General features: G+C 58.4%; 17 protein-coding genes. 13 read left to right on the forward strand and 4 right to left on the reverse strand.

Going from position 1 to position 23064, the window contains the following annotated elements:
- Nucleotides 1-258 precede the first annotated feature (258 nt).
- From CAK95_RS19255 to CAK95_RS19275, 5 genes are all read left to right on the forward strand, one after another.
- Nucleotides 259-1398 (forward strand): hypothetical protein, encoded by a 1140-nt coding sequence (locus tag CAK95_RS19255; RefSeq protein ID WP_245303457.1) that lies wholly within the window; start codon nt 259-261, stop codon nt 1396-1398.
- A 253-nt stretch (nt 1399-1651) separates the two neighbouring features.
- Nucleotides 1652-2389 carry an IclR family transcriptional regulator gene (locus CAK95_RS19260; protein WP_183044155.1) on the forward strand — a complete coding sequence of 246 codons (738 nt, stop codon included), beginning with the start codon at nt 1652-1654 and terminating at the stop codon, nt 2387-2389.
- 110 nt (nt 2390-2499) lie between these two features.
- Nucleotides 2500-3522, forward strand: coding sequence for an amidohydrolase family protein (locus CAK95_RS19265; protein WP_086089385.1), 1023 nt, complete (start codon nt 2500-2502; stop codon nt 3520-3522).
- Between the two features lie 2 nt (nt 3523-3524).
- Nucleotides 3525-5138: an FAD-dependent monooxygenase gene (locus tag CAK95_RS19270; RefSeq protein ID WP_086089386.1), complete on the forward strand. Its 1614-nt coding sequence runs from the start codon at nt 3525-3527 to the stop codon at nt 5136-5138.
- A gap of 125 nt (nt 5139-5263) precedes the next feature.
- Nucleotides 5264-7204: a sensor domain-containing phosphodiesterase gene (locus CAK95_RS19275; protein ID WP_086089387.1), complete on the forward strand. Its 1941-nt coding sequence runs from the start codon at nt 5264-5266 to the stop codon at nt 7202-7204.
- Between the two features lie 147 nt (nt 7205-7351).
- Here the strand turns inward: CAK95_RS19275 and CAK95_RS30230 are convergent, their stop codons facing one another.
- The 4 genes from CAK95_RS30230 to CAK95_RS19295 form a co-directional block, all read right to left on the reverse strand.
- Complete coding sequence (locus CAK95_RS30230; protein WP_280949826.1) at nt 7352-7477, reverse strand: hypothetical protein; 126 nt, start codon at nt 7475-7477, stop codon at nt 7352-7354.
- 431 nt (nt 7478-7908) lie between these two features.
- Nucleotides 7909-8358, reverse strand: coding sequence for a PaaI family thioesterase (locus tag CAK95_RS19285; RefSeq protein WP_086089389.1), 450 nt, complete (start codon nt 8356-8358; stop codon nt 7909-7911).
- Between the two features lie 16 nt (nt 8359-8374).
- Entirely contained in the window at nt 8375-10180 is a 1806-nt protein-coding gene (locus CAK95_RS19290) for an AMP-binding protein (protein WP_086089390.1), read from the reverse strand.
- Between the two features lie 11 nt (nt 10181-10191).
- Complete coding sequence (locus tag CAK95_RS19295; protein WP_086089391.1) at nt 10192-11199, reverse strand: quinone oxidoreductase family protein; 1008 nt, start codon at nt 11197-11199, stop codon at nt 10192-10194.
- 96 nt (nt 11200-11295) lie between these two features.
- Here CAK95_RS19295 and CAK95_RS19300 point away from each other — a divergent pair, with 96 nt between their 5' ends.
- From CAK95_RS19300 to cobN, 8 genes are all read left to right on the forward strand, one after another.
- Nucleotides 11296-12264 carry an ABC transporter substrate-binding protein gene (locus tag CAK95_RS19300; protein ID WP_157699681.1) on the forward strand — a complete coding sequence of 323 codons (969 nt, stop codon included), beginning with the start codon at nt 11296-11298 and terminating at the stop codon, nt 12262-12264.
- Nucleotides 12265-12271: 7 nt separating this feature from the next.
- Nucleotides 12272-13051, forward strand: coding sequence for an ABC transporter ATP-binding protein (locus tag CAK95_RS19305; RefSeq protein WP_086089393.1), 780 nt, complete (start codon nt 12272-12274; stop codon nt 13049-13051).
- Complete coding sequence (locus CAK95_RS19310; RefSeq protein WP_086089394.1) at nt 13048-13938, forward strand: ABC transporter permease; 891 nt, start codon at nt 13048-13050, stop codon at nt 13936-13938. The genes CAK95_RS19305 and CAK95_RS19310 overlap by 4 nt, the downstream gene beginning before the upstream one ends.
- Before the next feature lie 8 nt (nt 13939-13946).
- Nucleotides 13947-14666 (forward strand): aspartate/glutamate racemase family protein, encoded by a 720-nt coding sequence (locus CAK95_RS19315; protein ID WP_086089395.1) that lies wholly within the window; start codon nt 13947-13949, stop codon nt 14664-14666.
- Nucleotides 14659-15519, forward strand: a complete 861-nt coding sequence (locus CAK95_RS19320) for a VOC family protein (protein ID WP_086089396.1) — start codon at nt 14659-14661, stop codon at nt 15517-15519. The genes CAK95_RS19315 and CAK95_RS19320 overlap by 8 nt, the downstream gene beginning before the upstream one ends.
- Before the next feature lies 1 nt (nt 15520).
- On the forward strand, nt 15521-16360 hold the full coding sequence (locus tag CAK95_RS19325) for an IclR family transcriptional regulator (protein WP_086089397.1): 840 nt from the start codon (nt 15521-15523) through the stop codon (nt 16358-16360).
- 307 nt (nt 16361-16667) lie between these two features.
- Entirely contained in the window at nt 16668-19004 is a 2337-nt protein-coding gene (locus tag CAK95_RS19330; RefSeq protein WP_183044156.1) for a TonB-dependent receptor family protein, read from the forward strand.
- 153 nt (nt 19005-19157) lie between these two features.
- Nucleotides 19158-23063, forward strand: coding sequence for a cobaltochelatase subunit CobN (gene cobN, locus CAK95_RS19335; RefSeq protein WP_086089399.1), 3906 nt, complete (start codon nt 19158-19160; stop codon nt 23061-23063).
- Nucleotide 23064 lies beyond the last annotated feature (1 nt).

Raw genomic sequence — 23064 nt, forward strand, 5'->3', positions numbered from 1 at the left:
TTTCTGCTGTCGAAGGAATTTAGAGGAAACTTCGTCCAAACCGTCAGGTCGGGCTGACCTGGCTTTTCGCCCATCTTAACTGCAGCAGCCATCGGGCATAGTTTTCACATCACCCGGCAAAAACTGCCGACTGGCAGAACGCTGCTTTTCTTCTCTCGTTAAAGAGACGTCTCTCTTCGTTGAAAAGACAACGGTTTTCTCCTTGTCCCACGATGGCACACCCCTTGCTCATATTTTCGTAACGACCAGGAGGGGCTCGTGTCGACAGCCATTGGAACCAATCTGACATCGTTATTCAGCTCGGCGGGCCGAGGGTACACTATCCCGGCAGCGCCAAGTCTTGCCCAAATCCTCACCGACGAGGATAAAAAGAAAACCTCGTCATCGCCTTCGACCATCATCAGCCTGTCGGACGAGGCGAAGGCCTATCTGGCGCAAACATCGCAGCCGGCGAACAGCGATGCGATGCCGCTTGAGACGCTCGCCACGAATGCCCGCAACTGGTTCGATCAGCAATACGAGAAACTCGGAATCTCATCCGCCATCCTGGATGGCGCGGTCGCTGTCGATTTCTCCAGTCAAAGCCGCGCAACCCTGTCGGCGATCGTCTCCAACGCGCAAAAGCTGTTCTCGAAAGACGAGGTTAAGGCCGCTCAATCGGCCTTGCAGGGCCGTTTCGACGATGCCATGGCCCATCATGTTGTGATCGCGCGACATAGCGGCGACTATGCCAGTCTCTATGACGCTGCTCTTGCCTATATGGATGAAGCCGGTGCCGACGAGCGTAATACCGCCTCGTGGCAGGCTCAGCGCAAGGCGCTTGTTGATGGTGCCGCAGCGGCACGCAAGACTTTCGGCAAAGCGCCGAACACGGGCAACAGCGACGACCCGGTTCAGGTGTTGCTCGCCAAGACAAGCGAGATGAATTCTCCGTCTTCAGGTGCAAGCAGCGGCAGCATCGCCGCGCGCGCCCGCGCGTTGCTGGACGACCAGATCAACGCAGCGGCGGACAAGGGCAGCGAACTGGTTTTCAATGCCCGCCGGACATTCGGCCAGCAGGTCGACTTTTCGAAATTCGACAACCGGATGCTCGCGACTGTCTCCCTCAATCAGGATGCAACATTTTCCATTGATGAGGCCCGCGCGGCCAAGGCCGAACTGAATCAGCGCAACCGTCTGAGCCTTTTGAACGCCATCAATTCAGGGAATAGCAGCGATCCGAGCGCGGGCAGCCTGGCGATGATCAAGCAATATGCGGCGATGAGTGCGGAAGAAAAATCGGTCCTCGGCGTGACCGAGCAGGTGATGAACCGCCTAGTCCGGGGCTATAACAGCCTTCTCTCCGTGCAGAGCAGCTTCAGCAACAGCGGGACTACGGGGATCAGCGCGTACTTGTAGTGCCATTGCTACATGGTCGGATGAGCCGTGATTCCAGTGCTGCTTCGCGCTTGTCGGGCAGTCGATCAGCCCAGGCAAGCGGGTGACACAGACATCGCGCATTTGGACTTGTGCCCCGATACCCGTATAGAGCGGTGAGCCGTCTCACATTGCGGACCTTATATACGTCATGTCAGCCAAGAAGGTGCGTTCTCAACGCAAACCGTCATCGCGCAAAATTCCCGTGGCGGTGCCCAAGAGCAGTCTTGAACGAATGATTGGACTTCTCGATCTGTTTGATGGCGGCGCTCATTGCTGGACCGTCGAACAGATGCATGAGCGTTTTGGCTATACTCGTTCGACCCTCTATCGTTATCTGAAAGTTCTCTCGGATGCGGAACTTCTGACCTCCCTGCCGGAGGCGGGATATGTCCTTGGTCCCCGCATCGTCGAAATGGATTATGAAATTCGCCGGCATGATCCTTTGATTGTCGCCAGCGCGCCGGTAATGGCGGAACTGGTGTCGGAAATTCCCGGCATTGCTCTTCTATGCCGGCGTTATCGCGACAAGGTCCTTTGCGTGCATCAAGCGGCCAATCCGGAAGTCGTCATTCAAAGCACGTATGAGCGAGGCAAACCGCTTCCTCTATTTTCCGGCGCCGCCTCGCGCATCATTCTGGCTTATTTGCCGCCGCATCACCTGCAGCGTTTGTATGAAAAGCACACCAGGGAATTTGCCGCTGGTAAATTGGGCGCGACACTTTCGGAGGTGCGGGCGACGCTGAAAGACATGAGACAGCGCGGATGGCATTCGACGGCGGGGCAGGTGACACCGGGCATTACCGGCGTCGCAGCCCCGATCTTCGACGGTGCGAAGAACATTCTCGGGAGTTTGAGCCTGAGCATTCCCGACAGGAACATCGACCCATCCCGCCTGTCGATGATTTCCGACCGGGTATCCTTTTGTGCGCGGATCATCTCGCAAGCGATGACCGGCGGCCGGCCGCGCTGACACCTGCGTTCATTGACAAATCCCATATTATAGGATTTGTCTCGCTCTAGACCTTCGAGGCTTCGGCGTCTTTTCCGCGCTGAAATCCCTAAAACCAGTGCGAGAATCCCATGCGCTATATCGACGCCTTCAACCATTTTTTTCCGCAAAAACTCTGGGACGCGATGATGAGCGCCGAAGGCGCCGCACGCGACATTGGCAAGCGGATGCGCGGGGTGCCTGCCATCTATGATCTCGACGAGCGGCTGCGGCTCGTCGATCGGTTTGAGAATTACACTCAGGTTATTTCGCTCGGCATGCCGCCGCTCGAATCCTTGGGGGCACCCGAACAAAGCTGCGAGTTTGCCAAGTTGGGCAATGACGGCTCGGCTGACCTTGTCAAACGCTATCCGGATCAGTTTGTCGGCTTTCTGGCGTCTTTACCGATGAATGCGCCGGAAGAGGCGGCAAAGGAGGCTGAACGCGCCTTCCGCGATCTGAATGCCTGTGGTCTTCAGATTCACACCAACATCAATGGCAAGCCTCTGGATGCGCCCGAGTTCTTCCCGATCTTTGCCGTCGCAGAGAAGTACGGCAAGCCGGTGATGCTGCATCCGTCGCGGACATCGGACATGCCGGATTACAAGAGCGAGTCCAAGTCGCTCTACGAAATCTGGTGGACGTTCGGCTGGCCATACGAAACCAGCGCCGCGATGGCGCGGCTGGTCTTTTCGGGCATGATCGACAAACTGCCGAACCTGAAAGTGCTGGCGCATCATCTCGGCGCCATGGTGCCGTTCTTCGAAGGGCGTGTCGGTCCTGGCTGGGATCAGTTGGGCAAGCGAACGTCCGACGAGGATTACGGTCCGTTGCTCAAGACTCTGAAAAAGCGTCCGTTCGATTATTTCAAGGATTTCTACGCAGACACCGCCGTGTTTGGCTCGCGGCCGGCAACAATCTGCGGACTTGATTTTTATGGTGCCGATCGCGTGCTGTTCGCCTCGGATTGTCCGTTCGATCCGGAAAAGGGACCGGGATATATCCGCGACACGATCAAGGTGCTGGAATCCATCGAGATGCCGCTGGAACAGCGGGAGAAAATCAGCTTCCGCAATGCCGAGACGCTGTTCGGCCTGAAACCAGCAGTGGCCTGATCATGAATGCGACCGAGGTCCTGATCGTCGGTGGCGGCCCGACAGGTTTGACACTGGCGATCGACCTCGGCCAGCGTGGTATTCGTTGCACCTTGATCGAGCAGAAAGAGGAACCAGCCTTTCTGCCGAAGATGGAGCGCATCAATGCGCGCTCTATGGAAATTTTTCGGCGCATGGGCCTGTCGCAGAAGATCCGTGCTGCGGGCTTGCGTCCCGATGTGCCGATGGATGTTTACATCATCTTGGCGATGAACCAGCCGCCACTGTTGCGGCTGCCGTATCCCTCGGTTCAGCAAGCACTTGCGGAAAGCCGCGCAACGAATAATGGAAGCGCACCGCTTGAAGCCTATCAATTGATCTCGCAATACACGCTTGAACCCTTGCTCAAGCAGGTGGCCGAAGCGACCCCAGGCGTGACTGTTTCTTTCGGATGTGAGTTTCTGTCGCTGCAACAGGATGCGGAGGGCGTCACCGCGACCGTCAGGGATGTCGGGCGCGGGACAAGGACGATACGCTCGTCATACCTTGTCGGTTGCGACGGTGGCGCCAGTCCGGTTCGCAAGGAAATCGATATCAAGCTGCGGGGTGAAGGCAACCTGCTGCAACTGCGCCAGGCACTCTATCGCTGCGATGAATTGTTTGAACGCTTGCCATGCGGCGACGGGCCCGGACAAGGCCGTCACTACCATGTGGCTGATGATCAGGCGACATTCCTGATCATGCAGGATTCGACAAAGCACTGGACGCTGCATGCGGTCGTGGACAGCGACGAGGGAATGAAGGCCCAGTTCGAGAAAACGATCGGTTTTCCCGTCAAATACGAGATGCTGTCCTGCAATCCGTGGCGACAGAATCTCCTGCTGGCCGATCGCTACTATGTGAACCGCGTTTTCATCGCGGGAGACGCAGCGCATCTTGTCATCCCGACGGGCGGCCTTGGGATGAATTCGGGTGTCGGCGATGCGGTCGATCTGTCATGGAAACTTGCGGCCACATTGCGCGGATGGGGCGGCCCCAATCTGCTGGCCTCGTATGAGGTGGAGCGTCGTCAGGTCGGCGACCGCAACGTTGGCGCCTCGCGGTATGCATCGATCGGCCGGCGCAAATGGCGATCATTATGGCGTCCCGAAATCGGAGACGACACGCCCGATGGACGGAAGGCGCGTGATGTTCTCGTGCGCATGGCCGATATCGAGCAGCGCAAATCGAACGAGATGATCGGAGCTGAGCTCGGCTATCGCTACATCAATTCGCCGGTGATTTGCGACATCCCGGGAGGCCCGGAGCAGCTTTTCCGTGAGTACCAACCAACCACATGGCCGGGTGCACGCCTTCCGAATGTATGGCTTGATGACGGTCGGCCGGTGCAAGATCTGATCGGCGAAGGATTTACGATCCTGAAGCTGGGCCGCACCAGAGCCGACGCGAACGGTCTTGAAGCTGCATTCAAGGCACTCAATGCACCTGTGTCGGTGCTGAATATTCCCGACCCGGTCGCACGTGAGGTCTACGGATTCGACATTCTGCTTCTGCGCCCGGATATGCATATCGTCTGGCGCGGGCAGCAGGCCCCGAAAGATCCGGCGGCGATTGCTCGTATTGCAACAGGGCATTGACCAGTATTCGCAGCTTGGCTGCGATACCAGGCGGCCGTGACAACTAAAATTGTGCCGGTTTGGATACTCATTTATTCATTTAAATAAATTACGGAAAAGCTTTGTGTCACATTGCCGCGTGGACAATGCTGCTCCAGCTCCAAAACACCATTCTGGAAATGGTGGCGAGAGGTGATCCGCTTCAGGCGACGATCGATCGATTGTGCCGGGAAGTCGAATTGCTTGTGCCCGATATCATCTGTTCGGTATTGACCGTCGACCAGGCGGGATTGCTTCATCCGTTGTCGAGCCCAAGTCTGCCGGATCATTATTCGTCGGCGTTGGATGGTGTGGAGATCGGACCTTCTAGGGGTTCATGTGGAACGGCTGCCTATCGCCGCGAGCCGGTGGCCGTAGTCGATGTCGAGACAGATCCGCTCTGGGCTGACTACAAGAACCTGATCCTGCCTCTTGGCCTTGTGGCCTGCTGGTCAACACCGATTTGCAGCGGTCATGGACGCGTGCTCGGTACGTTCGCCTTTTACTATCGGGAAAGGCGCGGTCCCAGTCCGTTTGAGCAGGAAATCGTGACGACATGCGTGCATCTTTGCGTCATTGCACTCGATCGGCATGAGCGGGTCAGCGAGCGCCATCGCCTGGCCTATACCGATGCGCTGACGGGTCTCGGAAATCGAGCAAACTTCAATTCAACGGCTTTGCAGCTTTCCTCGGATCGTTGCAGCTCGTGGGGCCTTCTCCTGGTTGACATCGATAATCTCAAGGTCGTCAACGACAGCTTCGGACACGAAGCGGGTGACGATCTGATACGGTGTATTGGAGGGCGCATCGGTGCAATCGCTTCGACGGACAGGGCGTTTCGTTTGGGCGGTGATGAGTTTGCCGTCATCGTTCAGGCGCAGCAGGGCACTCCCGACATCGATGGCATGGCCGATGAGATATTGGCAGTTTTGAAAGAGCCCGCTGAATGCGGCGGCTATGCGATCGTTCCCAAGGCAACGATCGGAGGAGCGGTGGTTGCTGCCGACGATTGTGGTATTGAAACCGTTCGTCAGAACGCGGACTTTGCGCTTTATCACGCCAAGGAAACAAATCGCGGAAAATATATCGGTTACGCGCCGCGCTTCCGGACGGCGATGATGCGGCGGGTGCGCGCCGTCCGCGATGTCAGCGCTGCATTAAACGATCATCGTATTGAGGCTTATTATCAGCCTATTGTGCGGCTGGATACGAAAGACATCGTTGGCGTCGAAGCCTTGTGTCGAATGCGGTCCGAGAACGGCGATATTATCCCGGCGGCTGAATTCTACGAGGCAACTTCTGACATTCACGTCGCATCCGAGTTGACACAGCACATGCTCGCTACGGTATCACAGGATGTCCGTCGCTGGCTGGATATGGGGATTCCATTCCAACATGTGGGGGTCAATGTTTCATCTGCGGATTTCTATAGCGGGCACCTGGATGAACAGATTACCAGAGCCTTTCAGCATGCCGATGTTTCTCTGGAACATCTTGTTCTCGAGGTGACGGAAACCGTTTACCTCGGGAAGCGCGATCACGTCGTCGCGAGCGAAATCAAGTCGCTGAGATCGAAGGGCCTGCAGGTCGCGCTCGATGATTTCGGCACGGGATATGCGTCGCTCACGCATCTCCTCACCGTGCCGGCGGATCACATCAAGATTGACAAGTCGTTCGTCGACCAGCTTGTGCGGGGACATGCCAGTGCGGCAATTATCGAAGGCTTGGTCAGTATTACGCGGAAGCTGGGAATTAAGGTCGTCGCTGAGGGGATTGAAACACCGGAGCAGGCTGCCCTTTTGAAGGAATTAGGGTGCGATTTCGGTCAGGGCTACCTCTTCGCAAGGCCGGTTGACCATGCCGTGATGACGGATCTGTTTTTGCGCGAGGTGAGGGCCAGTGCACCGCGATCCCGTCACGATGAAAGCCCACTACAGCCTGCCGCCAATATGTCGTCTTCCGGAGAAGAGAAGCTCGATCCCCCCTATGGAAAGGCTGGGATCCGCCCGGCGCGGCCCTTGGTGGCCCGAGCCGCCAGATCGATATAGATCATCCGGTAGACGATAACGACGGTCAGGCTAAGTCGCCGCTATGGACCACCTCTAATGGGGCTGCGCAGGCCCATAAGTCGCCAAATCCCGGCGAGCGAGGAGGTTCGAATATTTTTTTAATGGCGACGTCGCCCTCTGCGGCGTTCAAATCTGATCCATGAATTCAACGAGGTAGGATTTCCACTGCGAGGCCTGAAGCGCCGTATAATGTCCACGCGATTGCGGTCCCGCCGGGATGACGACCAGCCGTCCGTTGCGAAGTCGTGCCATTGCTTCATCAAGGATGCCAAGCTCGGGCGGATTTAGCTCATCATCCTCGAAATTGATTGCAAGAATAGGAGTCTGCCAAGGCGGGGCGGTGTGATGTGTATTCTCGGAGCCGAAGGGCATCCGTCGCACCATACGATCTTTTCAGCCGCGATTGCGCGCTACAAGAAATACGGCAAGCTCAGCCAGGTCCGCACCTGCACGAAGTCTTCGTGCTCCCGGCCTAAGGGCAGCTTAGGCGCTGGCTTGATCAAGTATATTCACCCCGGCTGTGGTTTTTGGATAATGAAACGCGGCATTGCCGATGGGAAAATTCGGTCTCTCGTTGAGGGGCGGGACCGTTACGAGGGGCGGCAGATGCAGATAGCGGGTACCGGTTCGCGTGAAGAAACGCGTCCGACTCCAAGACTAGCTGGATTTTTACCGCAGCATTGTCAACGCTTTGCGCTTTCGGCGCCGCTTTTGATCGCCTTGAAGGCTGCCGTTGTGCTGAAAGTGCCGCGGCCGATGGCGTAGACCTCGCCATTGTCATCGGTGATTTCGACATCGGCGACGGACATGGTCTTGCCGGAGCGGACGAGACGGCCGGTGGCAATCAGATCAATCTTGGCGGGTGATTTCAGGAAATCGACGCGGAAATTCGCCGTCGGAGTCGGGCGGCCTAGTGGAAGGCCACAGGCAACTGCGCCGGCAACATCGATTAGGGACGCAATCACGCCGCCATGATAGACGCCGGCATCAGGGAAGATGCTGAGCTTGGGGTCATAAGGTTGCCGCAGGACGACGACCCCGGCTGCTGCATCCGCACTTTCCAGCTTCAGTCCGATCAGCCGATGAAAGGCGGCGGATTCGACGATCTTCTTGAACGCCTCGACATCGAGCATCGTAAGAGTCCTTCACTTAAAGAGAGGTGATGTTCGCGCGGAATGAAAAAGCCGAGAGCTTGTTACGGACGGCGTCGACGAACGGATCGGGGACGCGTACGGTGACTTCGAGGCCGTGCAGGGAGTGCGGCTCAACCGTGACGTCGATGATATTGCTATTGCCGACAATTCCGACGACGCAATCTTCCGCAGCGCGTTTTGTGATGTCTAGCTTCAGCGTTTGTTTGTGAACTTTACCGATCGCTGTAATCGGAAGTTTGGGAAGCAGGATAATCTCCTTCGGGATCGCTGCGCGCTCGGCAATATGCGCGCGTGCGTGCACGATCAGATCGTCAATGCTTGCGGTGGCGCCGGGGCGGAGCTGAATGTAAGCAACCGGAACTTCGCCTGCATAGGCGTCAGGCTTTCCGACCGCTGCGACCAATGCGACAGCCGGATGCACCGCCAGGGCGTCCTCGATCATGCCGGGATCGATACCGTGGCCGCCGCGCTTGATCAGTTCCTTTGCGCGGCCTGTTACCCAGACAAATCCATCGGCATCGATGCGACCGAGATCGCCGGTGTCCAGCCAGCCACCGTCGAAGAATGGCTGTTGCTCTGCGCTTCGATTGAGATAACCGCCGAACACCATTGGTCCGCGGATTGCGAGGATGCCAATTTCATCGGTGCGGCAGTCGCGCGTTGAGTACCCGCGATCATCCGTCTGCACGGCCTTGACCTCGCAATAGGGCAGGGGAAGTCCGACAGAGCCTTGAATAGTCTTGCCGTCGCGCGGGCCGCTGGTCACGGCCAGCGTCGCTTCAGTCAATCCCCATGGCTCGACGACAGGGACGCGGGTTGTTTTGCTAAGGCGCGTCCCCAGCACCCGCGGCAAAGCCGCCGCACCGTTGATGAAAAGCCGCAGCCTTTTTGCGTGCGCGCGATCCGGCGCGTTGGCCGCGAGCTGAGCCATGATCGTCGGTGGGCCAACCACAACGCTGACGTCGAGGGTTTCGATTGTCGATGGCAGCGCCGCGACGATTCCTTCGCCGCGATAGCCGAGCGGTCCAAGGATGGCGACTTCGCTGCCGCTGACGAGCGGGAAGAGCGAGCATGCGAACAATCCGCCGACATGAAACATCGGCATGGCGCAGAGCACGCTGTCTTGTTCGGTATAGCCATAAGCGAATTGGGAAATGATGGCACCGGCGGCGAGATTTTGCGCCGTGAGCGGAACGAATTTCGGCAATCCGGTCGTGCCGCCGGTATGAAACAATGTGACGACATCGGACAAGGTCCGGCTTGGGATATCGATATCCTCCGCTTCGGCCAGGTTGATGGTGTCGATGGTGAGAAAGACAGGACCATCGTCGCCGTCATTGTCCTGCAAGGCCGTCAGCATCCCGGCAATGGCAGCCGGGATATCGCGCGGGATCAGCACGACTTTCGCATCGCATTGTTTCAGCAGCGCCCGGATCTGATTGGGTTCAAGATAAATATTGATTGGGGCAAGACGTCCGATCGCCATGGCCGCAAGCGCTGCTGCGACGGTGCCAGGGCCATTGGTCAGGAGCGATGCGATCGTATCGGTCGACGATAGACCACATTCTGAAAGCTGCGTCGCGATCCAGGCCGCGCCAGCGATTACCTGACGGCGCGAATATGTGAAGGCCTCACCGCCGATCCCGTCCGGCAAATAACGAATAGCCACAGCATCGCCATCACAGCCCGTCTGATCGCGCAACATGGCTAGGATATCGCGGCCGCCCAGACGCGTCGCGAGCGGTACGCGTGCGAACGCCACGACGTCGTCGACATCAGAAAATTTCGGACTGCTCGACATGATCCTGGCTGCTACGGTTTGACGATGACTTTGCCGAACACCGCTCGGTCTTCGATCGCGCGCACCGCATCGATGCCATCCGAAAGAGGGCTGACGCGGTCGATCGGCGGATCAAGCCGGCCTTGCGCAGCAAGGTCGAGGCAAGCCTTCTGATCTTCGGCGGTCCAGCCGGTCGAGCCGATGATGGTCATCTCCGACATAAAGAGATAGGGGATATCGGTTGTCGCCGAATAGCCACCGGTTCCGCCGCAGCACAGCAGCCGCCCGAAACGCTTCACGCAACGCATGGATGGCGTCCAGGTATCACCAGCGGTGAAATTCACGACAACATCCACGCCGCCCCCTCGCAGCAGCGAGCCGGTGGTCTCGCGGATGTATTTGTCGATCTTCGTGGTGGCGTAATTGATCGTCTCGTCGGCGCCGATCTCACGCAGCCTCGCGCATTTCTCGTCGCTGCTGGCGGCGGCGATCACCTTGCATCCGGTCAGCTTCGCCAGCAGAACGCAGGCCGTGCCCACACCACCCGATGCGCCGAGAATGAGGATCGTTTCACCGGCCTTGATCTGCCCGCGTGTGTGCAACATGCGATGCGCGGTGCCGTAAGCGCAGGGAAGCGTGGCCGCCTTTTCATCCGACACATTGTCCGGAATTCGCATCAACTGGCTGGCGCGCACGGTGCAATACTCGGCCATCGCGCCATTGCGCGTTTCACCAAGCATCTCGAAATGGCCGGTGTTCCAGTCCACATGATGGGACACTGGCAGCACGCGTTCACCGACCTGCCAGCCTTCGACGCCTTCCCCAAGCTTGTCGATCACACCGGCGCAATCTCCGCCTGTGACGCCGGGCAGTTCGATTTTGATGCCCGGCATGCCGCGCCGGGAAAACACGTCGAGAAAATTGAGGCCACAGGCTTTGACTTTGAGCCGGACCCAACCCGGCGCCGGCTCGGGTAGCGGCAGGTCTCCATACTGCAAAACCGACAGATCTCCGTGTTCTGTGAAGAAAACTGCCTTCATTCCAGCCTCAAAACGCTCGTTATTTTCTCTTGCATATCCTGCATGACATTGCAGAATGTGCAAGTCCTTTATGGATGCACCTTGAGGGAGGGCAAAATGTTGAAGCGTTTCGCATTTGTCATGGCCATGTTGCTGGCTGCGGGTTCGGCGTCTTATGCGCAGCCCAAGCGTGTTGCGATTGCAGGCTGGGGTCCGCATCCGACGCTCGATGAAGCGATTGCCGGTTTTAAGAAGGGGCTTGCCGAAGGCGGCTTTCCCGAAGGCTCTGGTGTCGTATTCGACGAGACTAATGTGAATTTCGATCCGGCCCTCATTCCGCAGATGCTAACGCGACTTTCGGGTGCTCGGCCCGATCTCATGGCGACCATTGCAACGCCGGTGTCAGTCGCTTCGCGCAATCAATTGCGTACACGCGCATTCCCGATCGTGTTTCTGCCGATCGCCGATCCCGTTCACGCCGGGCTCGTATCGACCTGGGACAAGGGCGACAAGCTCATGACCGGCTCATCGGTCGCGCTCGATTATCAAGCCGTGCTGTCATTCTTCGAAACGCTGCTGCCTGAGATGAAGCGTCTTGGCGTTCTTTATGATACGGGCGACGATAGTTCGAAGGCGGCGGTCGATGGCATCGAAGCCGTTGCTGGCAAGAACGGCATGACGATTGTCCGCGTCGGCGTCGACAATCCGAACGAGTTGGCCCAGCGCGTACAATCAGCGGTCGGGCGCGTGGATGCATTGTTCACCGTTGCGTCTGGCCGCATCCAGCAGGGCATGGCGGCGGTGTCCGCGACGGCCGACCGCGCCAAGCTTCCCGTCATTACATCGGTCCCGCAAGCCGTTCAGCAGAATTATGCGCTGGCGGCCTTTGCCGTGTCGTTCGGTCAATCGGGCGAAGCGGCTGGAAAGATCGCCGCGCGCATTCTGAAGGGCGAGGATCCGGCGAGCATTCCGCCCTATCGCGCGACCGCGGCCGAACACAAGCCAATGATCAATGGTGCCAAGTTGAAGGCGCTTGGACTGACGCTTCCGCCGGCCCTTGCAAACTGTAACTGCGTGATCGACTGAGAACCGAATGATTCTCGCATCGCAATTGCGCAAGGCCTTTAACGCTGGCACGGCGTCCGAGAAGGTCGCCATTTCTGGTGTCGATCTTCAGGTCGGATCGGGTGAGTTTGTCGCCGTCATCGGCGGCAACGGCGCCGGCAAGAGCACGCTCCTCAATCTCTTGGCGGGCGCAATCCTGCCCGACGAGGGCAGTATCGAAATTGACACTGTGGCTGTAACGCGCGTTCCGGAATACGCGCGCGCAAAAATGGTCGCGCGCGTCTTTCAGGATCCGATGATCGGGACGGCGCCATCGCTGACCGTTCAGGAAAACATGACTCTCGCCTTGATGCGCGCGGAGGGCCGGGGATTGCGACGGGCGCTGACCATGTCACGCCGCGACACATTCCGGCAGTCGCTGGCGCATCTGCGGCTTGGCCTTGAAGATCGTCTGGACGCTTTGGCCGGCGAGCTTTCCGGCGGCCAGCGTCAAGCTCTTTCGCTGGCTATGGCGACGTTATGTCCTCTCAAGCTGCTGTTGCTCGACGAGCATACGGCGGCCCTTGATCCACGAACCTCCGAACTCGTGATGGAGGCGACAGTGTCGCTGATCTCGCGGAGCGAGCTGACCACGCTGATGGTGACCCACAACATGGAACACGCATTGGCGTATGCCTCGCGCATCATCATGATGAATGCGGGACAGATCGTTGCCGATATCGGTGCGGATGAGAAGAAGGGATTGACGGTTGCTGATCTTGTCGCGCGTTTCCGTATCAAAGACGACAGAATGGTGCTGAGCGCATGATTTCGGTCTTCATCAATCTCATTCCGGTCACGCTCGTCCAGAGCTTGATCTATTCCTTCGTTGCGCTGGCGATCATGATTCCGTTCCGGACCCTATCGCTGCCCGATCTGACGATGGAGGGAAGTTTTCCGCTCGGTGGTTGCCTGGTTGCGGCGGTTTTGACTGTGGGGCTTGATCCGTGGAGTAGCACGGCTTTGGCCATTGTGGCGGGATTTCTCGCCGGCGCCGCGACGGCGCTGGTGCACCTCTACTTCAAGATCCATTCATTGCTGGCCGGCATTCTGGTGGCGACCATGATCTGGAGCGTGGACTTGCGGGTGATGGGGATGCCGAACAAGTCGGTGCGGCCCGAGCTGTCGGTATTCGACGCGATCTCGCCCGAGATCCTGCTTAACATTTGGCTGCAGATCGCAATCTTTGGAGCGCTGGTTGCTCTGATCGTGCTCGTACTGATCGCGTTCTACAAATCCGAAATTGGACTGTCGCTTCGCTGTGTCGGTGCCAATGCAAGGCTGTCTCCGGCACTCGGGATCAATGCTCGCATTTACGTGGTGCTTGGTTTTGGAATCGCTAATGCCCTGGCGGCTTTGGGTGGCGCCATTGTGGTGCAGCAGCAGGGCTATGCTGATGTCACGATGGGCTTCGGCATTCTGGTGAATGGACTTGCCGCGCTGATTATCGGCGAAGCGATCATCGGTCGCGCAACGATCGACCGTCAGATCATCGCTCCGGTCGTCGGCTCGATCATCTACTACCAGCTTGTTTCGCTCGGCCTCGCTACAGGCTTACATCCGTCCGATCTGAAATTCCTCACCGGCGCCTTCGTGCTGATCACGCTTGGTCTGCCGCTCCTAACTGGACGATCGAGATCGGTTGTCGGGGCGTAGCAAATGCCATGACGAAAAAACAGCAGACCCGCCGCATCGGATTGATCGGAGGAATGAGCTGGCGCTCGACCGCTCTTTATTACGAGCGCCTGAACAAGGCGCTCGAAACCGAACTCGGGATGCATCGCAGCTTTTGCGGAGACATCTGCAATCTCGATTATGCGGCGCTGTTGTCCATGGCCGATGCATCCGACTGGAAGGGCGTTGAAGCCATGCTTTCGGATGCGGCAACGCGGCTCGCCCGGTCAGGCTGCGAGGTCATTGCCTTGACTGCTGTCACGGCGCATCGCTGGTATCAACCGGTCTGTTCTGCCACCACGGGCACCGTGCCGCATATTCTGACGGCCGCCGCGGATCGATTGGATTTCCTTGGAATACGGAAAGCGGGTGTTCTCGGCACATCGTTGACGTGTGGTTCGGATTTCGTTGCCGATTATCTTGGGCGCGGTGAACGCAAGCTCATCTTCCTCGACAACAACGAGCAGGATGAGCTGGACCATCAGATTCAAGCCGTCCTGACGGCCAGCGATAGGATCGATGCCGGCCGCGGAACGCTGCGCCGGGCTGTGGCGTCGCTGCAATTTCATGGCGCCGAAGTTGTGGTCCTTGCCTGCACCGAACTGCCGCTTCTTCTGCCGATCGATGCACCCGGCATCACGTTGCTCGACTGTGTCGCGCTGCATATCGACGACATCTGTAATCACATATTGAGTGAATCCCATGCCTAAGCCGATCGGGGCTATCGATCATCTGCTGACCTATGTCCACGAGCTTGAGGGCGCCGCCTCGTTGTTCCGGCGGATGGGCTTCACTTTGTCCCCCGTCAGCCATATCGCGCCGATGGGAATCTCAAATCACCTCGTCCTCATGACACCGGTCGCGAACGGGTTTGCCAATTTCATCGAATTGATGGCCGTGCAGGATCAGACAAAGCTGCCTGCTCCTATGGCAAAGATTCTGTCGGGTCCACAAGCGGTCAAGTCGATGGTGCTCGGCGCAGCCGACATCAACACTGCTCATGCAGCGATTTTGAAGCAGGGCTTCGAGGCATCGCCGCCGGTGCACGTGAAGCGGGAATGGATCATCGGGCCATCTGAATCCGTGTTTCCAGAATTTGATGTCATCCTGCCGTTCCCGGCGCCTCTGCCCTTCAATTGCTGTCGCTATTTCAATGTCGACCTTTACCTCAGACCGGAATGGCTGGTGCATGCCAACACCGCAAAAGGCATTCGGGCCGTTCTCGCTGTTGCAAAAGAACCAGTTGCGTTGCTGAAGACGTTTGCTGCGATGTTTGACGAACCATTGACGGAAGACGGAGATAGAGCGCACGTGGTTTCCGGTGGCATTGAGCTTGTTGTCCTCTCGTCCGATGCAGCTTGGAAGAAATTCGGCGTCGATCGCAAGTCGGCAGGGGAAGTCGGCTATCTCGGTTACGTGATCGAAGTTGAATCGCTCGATGCGCTTCAGTCTTCGCTTTCGGCAGGCGGAATCGCGTATCGTCGCGACGGTGCATCCATTTATATCGATCCGGCCGTTGGGTTGGGCAATCTCATGATTTTCCGCGAGAAATCTGGCTTCTGAAATGGCCAAAGCAAAAAAGTTCTCCGCACGCTCGCGCGGCAAAGCCGAGGATGAAGGCGGAGTGTCCAACCTTCTGGCTGCGTCCGAAAAACTGCAGGGCATTCAGTCGGTCGAAACCGGCATTGAGGTCCTTGACGCATTGGTGGACGGCGGCGGACCATTGACGCTGGGCGAGGTAGCACGAGCGACCGGTTTGTCGCTCAGCCAGGCACGACGCTATCTTGTCAGTCTGGTGCGTTGCGGACTTGCGGTCCAGGATCAGGCAACCGGCCGATATGATCTCGGCTCGCGGTCGCTGCGGCTCGGCCTTGCGGCACTGGCGCGTGTCGAGGCCATCGATCTCGCCACATCGGCGCTGAAGGAACTGGTCGCCAAGATCCGTGAGGGCGGCACGCTGGCTGTATGGGGAGAAGAAGGCCCCACAGTGGTAGGTTGGCTTCGTGGCGGCATTGGTGTGACATCGCTCGGATTGGGAACGATCTTTCCGCTCTTGTCGTCTGCTACTGGCCATGTGTTTCTTGCTTATCTCTCCAGCGATCTGACAGAAGCGAAGCTTCAGCGTGAGCTTGGCAGCGAAAAGATGTCGGCTGATGTTCGCAAGCGCATCGAGGCGATCAAGTGTGACGTCCGAAAAGCTGGCTATGGCTGGTTGAAGGGACATTTCATCGAGAACATCCGTGGCGCCGCGGCACCCATCTTCGATTCCCAAGGCGAACTGGTGGCGGTTCTCGCGATCGCAGGGGCCGATCGAAGGGATGCACATGGGAACGACCCTTCGGTCACGACGCTGGTCGAAACCGCATCGCAGGTTTCGCGGCAACTCTGTTTTCGGCCAATGTAACCCCCCGAGCCAGCGAACGAAGCCTCACTGAGCGATATGTGGCTGGCGCCGCAATTAACGGGCGTTCCGAATTTTAGCCCATAGCTTCGTCCAGCACCGTTACCCATGGGCGTCAGAAAGCCGCAACCGGTTGATCACCGTTGACATCGCCTGTGGTTGGCCATTATCTGTTATGTTATAACATAACATTTTCTGAGAATAAGTCTCAAAGGCTGACGCGGGGGCGTACGAATAAATGAGTGTGAGGTTCAGCAACGCTGCTGTTTGGTATTCGAGCCCTCGAGACTCTCAAGCAAAGAACGGATCGTTGAGGCTGGATTCGCGGGCGGGCCATGGCGGCTCGTTACGAGCGGCGTGGCTTTCCGGCGCGGCCGCGATCCTCGCCGTGACAGGCGCCTATGGACAGGATGCGCCACCCGATACTGGTCCCGACAACACCGTGCTGCTGGAGACCATCACCGTCACATCTCCACGCCAACGGGCTGCGGTGCCGGTCAGACCTGTGGCGGGTAGTGGGTCGCCCATCTCATCCGATTCAACCCCGTCGACCGTGGCCAGCAGCAATCCCCCGTCGTTCGAGGCGCAGCAGCAGCGGTTTGAACGACGGCCGGGCGCGGAGACGGTCGTGTCCGTCACTGAGCGTGAGCCCGGCAAGCTGACCAATCTAGGTGATATCTTTCAGGAAACGCCGGGCGTCTTCATCTCGGAAAGCGGTACGTTCATCTCGATGCGTGGCAGCGATATCGCCAACGAAGGGTCGCGCAACGGTCGCGGCATCCGTGCCTATCTCGATGGCTTTCCCCTTGGTCGAACAGAAGCGGGCTTCACCAACGCGCTGATTGATCCGCTCGCGACCGACTACGTTGAAGTTTATCGCGGCGGCAACAGCCTGCGCTATGGAGCGCTCGCCACGGGCGGCGCCCTCAACTTCGTTTCCAAAACCGGCCGGTCGGCGCCAGGCACCGGCCTCACTGTGTTCGGCGGCAGCTTCGGCACGCTTCAGACACAGATCGAGAATGGCGGGGTTAGAGGACCATTCGATTGGTACCTGCAGGGCAATCTCTTCGAGAAGGATGGCTATCAGATCCACACCAGCCAGCAAGACTACCGCTTCAGCGGTAATGTCGGTTGGAATATCACGCCCAACATTGAGAGCCGTACGTTTTTTGCCGTCGGCAAGACCAACCTGGACATGGGGGATTCAGTCCCGCTTGATCAATTGGAGACACAACGACGCGGCGCCGTCGGCTGGGCGACGCAATATAACGCCCGTCTCGATTTCGAATATCAGCGGCTCGCGAACCGGACGACGATCCACGACGGCAATACGACGTATGAACTCGGCAGCTATTTCCTGAATACGGGACTGGATCATCTGCCAGTGCCGATGGCTGGTATCATCGATTATGGCTGGCGCGATATGGGCCTGTCAGGCCGGGTCGAGCACAAGACTTCGCTTGCCGGCCTTCCGACTGAACTCGTCGCTGGTCTGCGCATCGGCTACACCGAAGGCGATTTCGATCGCTTTCAGCATCTCAATCAGGGCACGGCGAAGGGCCGCCAGATCTATGACTGGGCCTTCTCATCATGGCTCGTCGAAAGCTATGCCGAAAGCGCGATCGAGATTTTGCCGCGCGTTCGCCTGTTCACTGGCTTGCAGGGTGTCTTCACCACCCGCGATCTCGATGACCAATATCGAGGCGGCGCGGTCGCAACGGTGCCGCCGATTCCCGGTAGCATCCCGCAGCCTGGGCGCGTCAATGCCCTTCTGGGTTACGAACGCGATTTTCAGGCGCTGAATCCGAAATTCGGCGTCAACTTGGAACACACCCGCAATCACTTCGTGTTTGCGAATGTGACGCGCAGCTTTGAGGTGCCGAGCGGCGCCGACTTCGCCAATATTTTCGCCGTTGACCGCGGCCTGGGGCGAATCCCGCAACTGGATGCACAGTCGGCCTGGACGTGGGAAACCGGTGTGCGTGGTGGATGGGAGCGCTTCAAATACGACATTACATTCTACCACATGCGCCTGCATAACGAGATCCTTACCCGATGCGCAACGGAAATCGGCGCCGGTTGCACGTCCTCTAATACAGTCGCCTTCAATGCCGATCATACGATTCACAACGGCTTCGAGCTTGGCGTGAAAACTCTGCCGTTCGTCAATGTGTTCAAGGACGGAGATTCGGTCTTTGCCAACGTTGTCTGGAATTATACGGACTTCCGTTTCGATGATGATCCCGTGTTCGGCAACAACCGGCTTCCGGTCATCCCTGAACATCAGCTTTACAGCGAATTGGGTTATCGCCATCCGTCCGGATTTTTTGGTTCGGTCAATCTGCGGTATCTGAGCGATCGTTCCACCACATTCGATGGGTCGGGTGGAGATGCTTTCGTCGTGCCGGGCTATACGCTGCTTGGCGCCAAGGTGGGCTGGCAGGCACCCGACAAGTCCTGGTCGGTGTTTGTCGAGGGGCGAAACCTCTCCGACGTTGTGTATGCCGCGGACTTTGCTCCGAGCCCGACTGTGCCCGTTACACAGAATCCTGGCCGGCCGCCGTTCACCTTCACCCCGACGCGTTCGCCCATGGTGAAGCCTGGTGAGGGACGCGCCGTCTATGCAGGCTTGTCCGTGCGGTTCTGACATGATCGCGTGCGATCTGCGCCGCTCTGGCCGCGAGGCCGCGTCATGTCTCGCCTCGGAGCGATCGGCTTTCCTCCCACCGGTCGTTCCGAGGCCGTGCCTTCCATTGCGGCGTGAGTTTGCTTCAACACCATCAAAGGCAAATATCTGATCATGTTACGACGCGCGCTGCTGGGCTTTGTTATCGGCTTTACTGGATTGATATCGGCTGCAGCGCAGACGTCTGTGCCTCTGCCCGGCGCACATCGCATCCGCATCATCACCGTCGATTTCGTTCTGCCAGGCAAACTCGAGAAACTCGGCCGTTTCGCCGAAGATGCTCGTCTTGGTCTCGATCGATTGTATGTCGAGACAGTAAATGGAGAGCCAGACACGTGGCTTGAAGGTGCTGACCTCATCCTCCTCGATACGCCGCGACCGACGGATCTTACAAAAGTACAGGAACGGCTTGGCTCCGCTCTTGCCAATACTCGCACGCCTTGGGTCCGCATCGGTGGCGGTCCGCCAGCCTTCGGCAATATTCCGCCGCAACACGCGCGGCGTCTCATCGCCTATTATGCCGGCGGTGGTGAAAGAAATATCCGCGCGATGTTTGATTACATCCGGGCATGGCGCAATGGCACGGATACGGCAGCGGCAATGCCACCGTCGGCGCTGCCGGCGATTGGATTCTATCATTCTGCCGCACCCAGACTATTCGATCATCTGGATGGCTATCTGCAATGGGCGCGTGATCGCTGGAAGAGCGACGGCCCACGGGTTGCCTTCGCGATCCACTCCGGTCTGATCTCCGGAATGGAAACACAGGTGATCGATGCGCTAATCGCACAAAGCGAAGCGCGGGGCTTGTTGCCGCTTGTCTTCTGGTTCGACGCCGCTGATCCCGATGCACTACAGAAATTGCTCGGTCCGGCCAAGGCCGATGTCCTCGTCATCGCGACCCACCTTCAGAACGGTCCCGCGCGCAAGGCTGAATTCCTTAAGCTGAATATCCCCGTGTTGCAGACTGTCAGCTATCGCGAGGGCGACCCGGAGGCTTGGGCAAAGGCCGATAGCGGCATGTCACCGCGTCTGGTGGCGCCGTTTCTCGCGTTGCCAGAAAGCTGGGGCGTCAGCGATCCTATGGTCATCGACGCTGTACGCAACGGTGAGCCGGTCCCGATGATGGGCCAGGTCGATGCGTTGCTTGCGAAAGTCGAGCGCCTTGCAACGCTCCGGCATAAGCCGATCGCTGACAAGCGCCTGGCACTGATGTTCTGGAACTATCCGCCGGGTGAAAAGAATATCTCTGCATCGAATCTCAATGTCCCCCGGAGTCTGGAGAAGCTCACGGCAGCGCTCGCGACCGCGGGCTATGATGTTGCGCCGACCACGGAGCTGCGACTGATCGAGGCCATGCAGGCGATGCTCGAGGCTATCTATCACCCGGAACGTTTATCGGCGCTTCTCGCGGATGGACTGGCTGACACGATATCGGTGGCACGTTATCGCGCCTGGTTCGATACATTGCCGTCCGCGCGGCGTGATGAGATCCTCGCCCGTTGGGGTGCTCCGGAAGACCAACAAGGCCTCATTGAGATCGGCGGCGAAAAGCGGTTTGTGATCCCACGTCTCGCAATCGGCAAGCTTCTGATCATGCCGCAGCCACCACGCAGCGGCAGCCCCGGCAGTGATTATCACGATGCCAAGCAGCCTCCCGGACACGCTTATCTTGCGGCCTATCTTTATCTGCGTGAGATGGCGGGTGTGGATGCACTCATCCATTTCGGTACGCATGGCACGCAGGAATGGACGCCTGGTAAGGATCGCGGGCTTTCTGCTGGAGACTATCCGTATCTTGCTGTTGGCGATCTGCCGGTTTTCTATCCTTATATCCAGGACAACATCGCTGAAGCGATCCAGGCCAAGCGGCGAGGCCGTGCCGTTACTGTGAGCCACCAGACGCCACCTTTTGCGCCGGCTGGACTTTATGACGAGTTGCGCGATCTCCATGCCAGGATTCACGAATATATCCAACTCGATGACGGAGCCGTCCGCGATCGTACGGCGGCGGACATTCGTGCACTAGTGATCCGGGCCAATCTTCATCGCGACATGAAGTGGGACGAGACGCGGATGGAGACAGATTTTCCGGCCTTTCTCTCGGCGTTACATGATCATGTGCATGAACTCGCCCGGCATGCCATGCCGCTCGGACTGCATACATTCGGGGAGGCCGCATCGCCCGAGCACCGGCTTGTCACCGTGATGCAGCAACTCGGTGAGCCATTCTATCGTCGCCTCGGGACGGAGCCGGACGAGCTCTTTGCCAGCGACTTCAAGGCACTTCAGGACAGCGCGCCTTACCGCATGTTGCACCGGCATCTTCGCGACGATGTGCCGCTCTCCGATGTTTCTGATCGTGACCTTCGGTCGATGCTGGAGCGTGCAGTTGCTCTCGACCGGCATCTCGCAGAAACGAACGAGATCGAGGCATTGCTCGCAGGTCTCGCGGGTGGTTTTGTCGCGCCGGGGGCAGGCGGCGATCCGATCCGCGATCCGGATGTGCCGAGCGGGCGCAATTTGTTTCCGTTTGAGCCAGACAAAATACCAACCCGCGCGGCCTATGAAGCGGGTGGCAAGGTTTTGCAACAACTGATCGATGCCTATCGCGCTGAGCACAATGGTGAGACGCCGGACAAGCTCGCGTTCAGTCTGTGGTCCGGCGAGACCATGCGTCACCTCGGCGTCGTCGAAGGCCAGATTCTCCAGGCACTTGGCCTTCGGCCAGTCTGGAATGACGGCGGCCGCGTGACGGGCCTTGAGATCGTTCCCGCCACCGAGCTTGGACGTCCGCGAATCGATACCGTGTTGCAAGTCACGAGCGTCTATCGCGACCAATTTGACGGGTTCATGCGACTTCTTGCTGATGCCATTGCGCGGCTCGCCGCACTAGACGAGCCGGACAACACGATTGCCCGCAACGCGCGGGATGTCGCGCGCAAGCTCGTCGGGCAGGGAATAGCAACGTCGCGCGCAACTGAGCTTGCGGCCTTGCGCTTGTTCAGCAACGAGCCAGGCGACTACGGCACGAGCTTGCCAGGCAAGGTGCTGCAATCGACAACCTGGGACAAACAGGAGTCGCTTGCAGACGCGTTTCTTGCGCGTCTGCAATACGCCTATGGCAGCAAGGATTGGGGCGTCCGGATTGAGGGCGGCAACTTGTTTGCCGAGCAACTGAGGGGGACGCAAGCTGCGGTGCTGTCACGCTCTTCGAAACTTCATGGCATCCTCTCCACCGATCATCCGTTCGAATATCTCGGTGGTCTCTCGCTCGCCATTCGTCACCTCGATGGCCGGAGCCCCTCATTGTATATTGCCGACCTTCGCGAGCAGGCTTCGCGCGTCACCTCAGCTGCGCGGTTTCTCGCGGACGAGATGCGCACGCGCACCCTCAATCCACATTGGATCGGTGGCATGCAGCGGGATGGCTATGCCGGAACGCTGGAACTGCTGAACGCGGTCAACAATCTGTGGGGGTGGCAGGTGACAGATCCTGGCACAGTGCGCGCGGATCAATGGCAAGCCATCCATGACACCTTCATCCGCGACATGCGACAGCTCGGTCTCAAAGCTTGGTTTGAGCAACACAATCCGACTGCGCAGGCGCAAATCGTCGAGCGGATGGTCGAGGTGATCCGCAAGGGGTACTGGGATGCAACCGAAACAACGCGCCGTGAACTGGTCGAGCGATGGCGTGAATTGGCTGACCAGCATTCAGTAGATATCGGCGAGGCTGCCACACGCGCCTTTGTCGCGGAAATGGCCGCAGGATTCGGCTTGCAGCCGGCCGTTTCGGCGGGAGCGGCACCAACTCAAGCGACTTCCAACGCCGACGATGCGCAAACAGATGCAGGTGAACAGGTCCGCGGGCAGGTTCTTCAGACAGTTTCATCGTCAAGCAGCGGCAATTCGTCGTTGTGGCGGACATGGATCGGGGTCGCGCTGGTTTTGGTCTGTGTCTTTGCAGGCGCCGCGGTGCAGGTGCGATCCAACGCGCGGCTCAGAGTGACAGGATAAT

The sequence above is a fragment of the Pseudorhodoplanes sinuspersici genome (assembly GCF_002119765.1).
GTDB classification, from domain to species: Bacteria; Pseudomonadota; Alphaproteobacteria; order Rhizobiales; family Xanthobacteraceae; genus Pseudorhodoplanes; species Pseudorhodoplanes sinuspersici.

Bases quoted from the DNA above. Each gene is read 5' to 3' on its own strand.
- CAK95_RS19285 (WP_086089389.1), bottom strand. From the start codon at position 8,358: ATGCTCGATGTCGAGGCGTTCAAGAAGATCGTCGAATCCGCCGCCTTT.
- CAK95_RS19305 (WP_086089393.1), top strand. From the start codon at position 12,272: ATGATTCTCGCATCGCAATTGCGCAAGGCCTTTAACGCTGGCACGGCG.
- CAK95_RS30230 (WP_280949826.1), bottom strand. From the start codon at position 7,477: ATGGCACGACTTCGCAACGGACGGCTGGTCGTCATCCCGGCGGGACCG.
- cobN (WP_086089399.1), top strand. From the start codon at position 19,158: ATGTTACGACGCGCGCTGCTGGGCTTTGTTATCGGCTTTACTGGATTG.
- CAK95_RS19260 (WP_183044155.1), top strand. From the start codon at position 1,652: ATGATTGGACTTCTCGATCTGTTTGATGGCGGCGCTCATTGCTGGACC.
- CAK95_RS19320 (WP_086089396.1), top strand. From the start codon at position 14,659: ATGCCTAAGCCGATCGGGGCTATCGATCATCTGCTGACCTATGTCCAC.
- CAK95_RS19310 (WP_086089394.1), top strand. From the start codon at position 13,048: ATGATTTCGGTCTTCATCAATCTCATTCCGGTCACGCTCGTCCAGAGC.
- CAK95_RS19295 (WP_086089391.1), bottom strand. From the start codon at position 11,199: ATGAAGGCAGTTTTCTTCACAGAACACGGAGATCTGTCGGTTTTGCAG.
- CAK95_RS19275 (WP_086089387.1), top strand. From the start codon at position 5,264: ATGCTGCTCCAGCTCCAAAACACCATTCTGGAAATGGTGGCGAGAGGT.
- CAK95_RS19315 (WP_086089395.1), top strand. From the start codon at position 13,947: ATGACGAAAAAACAGCAGACCCGCCGCATCGGATTGATCGGAGGAATG.
- CAK95_RS19265 (WP_086089385.1), top strand. From the start codon at position 2,500: ATGCGCTATATCGACGCCTTCAACCATTTTTTTCCGCAAAAACTCTGG.
- CAK95_RS19270 (WP_086089386.1), top strand. From the start codon at position 3,525: ATGAATGCGACCGAGGTCCTGATCGTCGGTGGCGGCCCGACAGGTTTG.
- CAK95_RS19290 (WP_086089390.1), bottom strand. From the start codon at position 10,180: ATGTCGAGCAGTCCGAAATTTTCTGATGTCGACGACGTCGTGGCGTTC.
- CAK95_RS19300 (WP_157699681.1), top strand. From the start codon at position 11,296: ATGTTGAAGCGTTTCGCATTTGTCATGGCCATGTTGCTGGCTGCGGGT.
- CAK95_RS19325 (WP_086089397.1), top strand. From the start codon at position 15,521: ATGGCCAAAGCAAAAAAGTTCTCCGCACGCTCGCGCGGCAAAGCCGAG.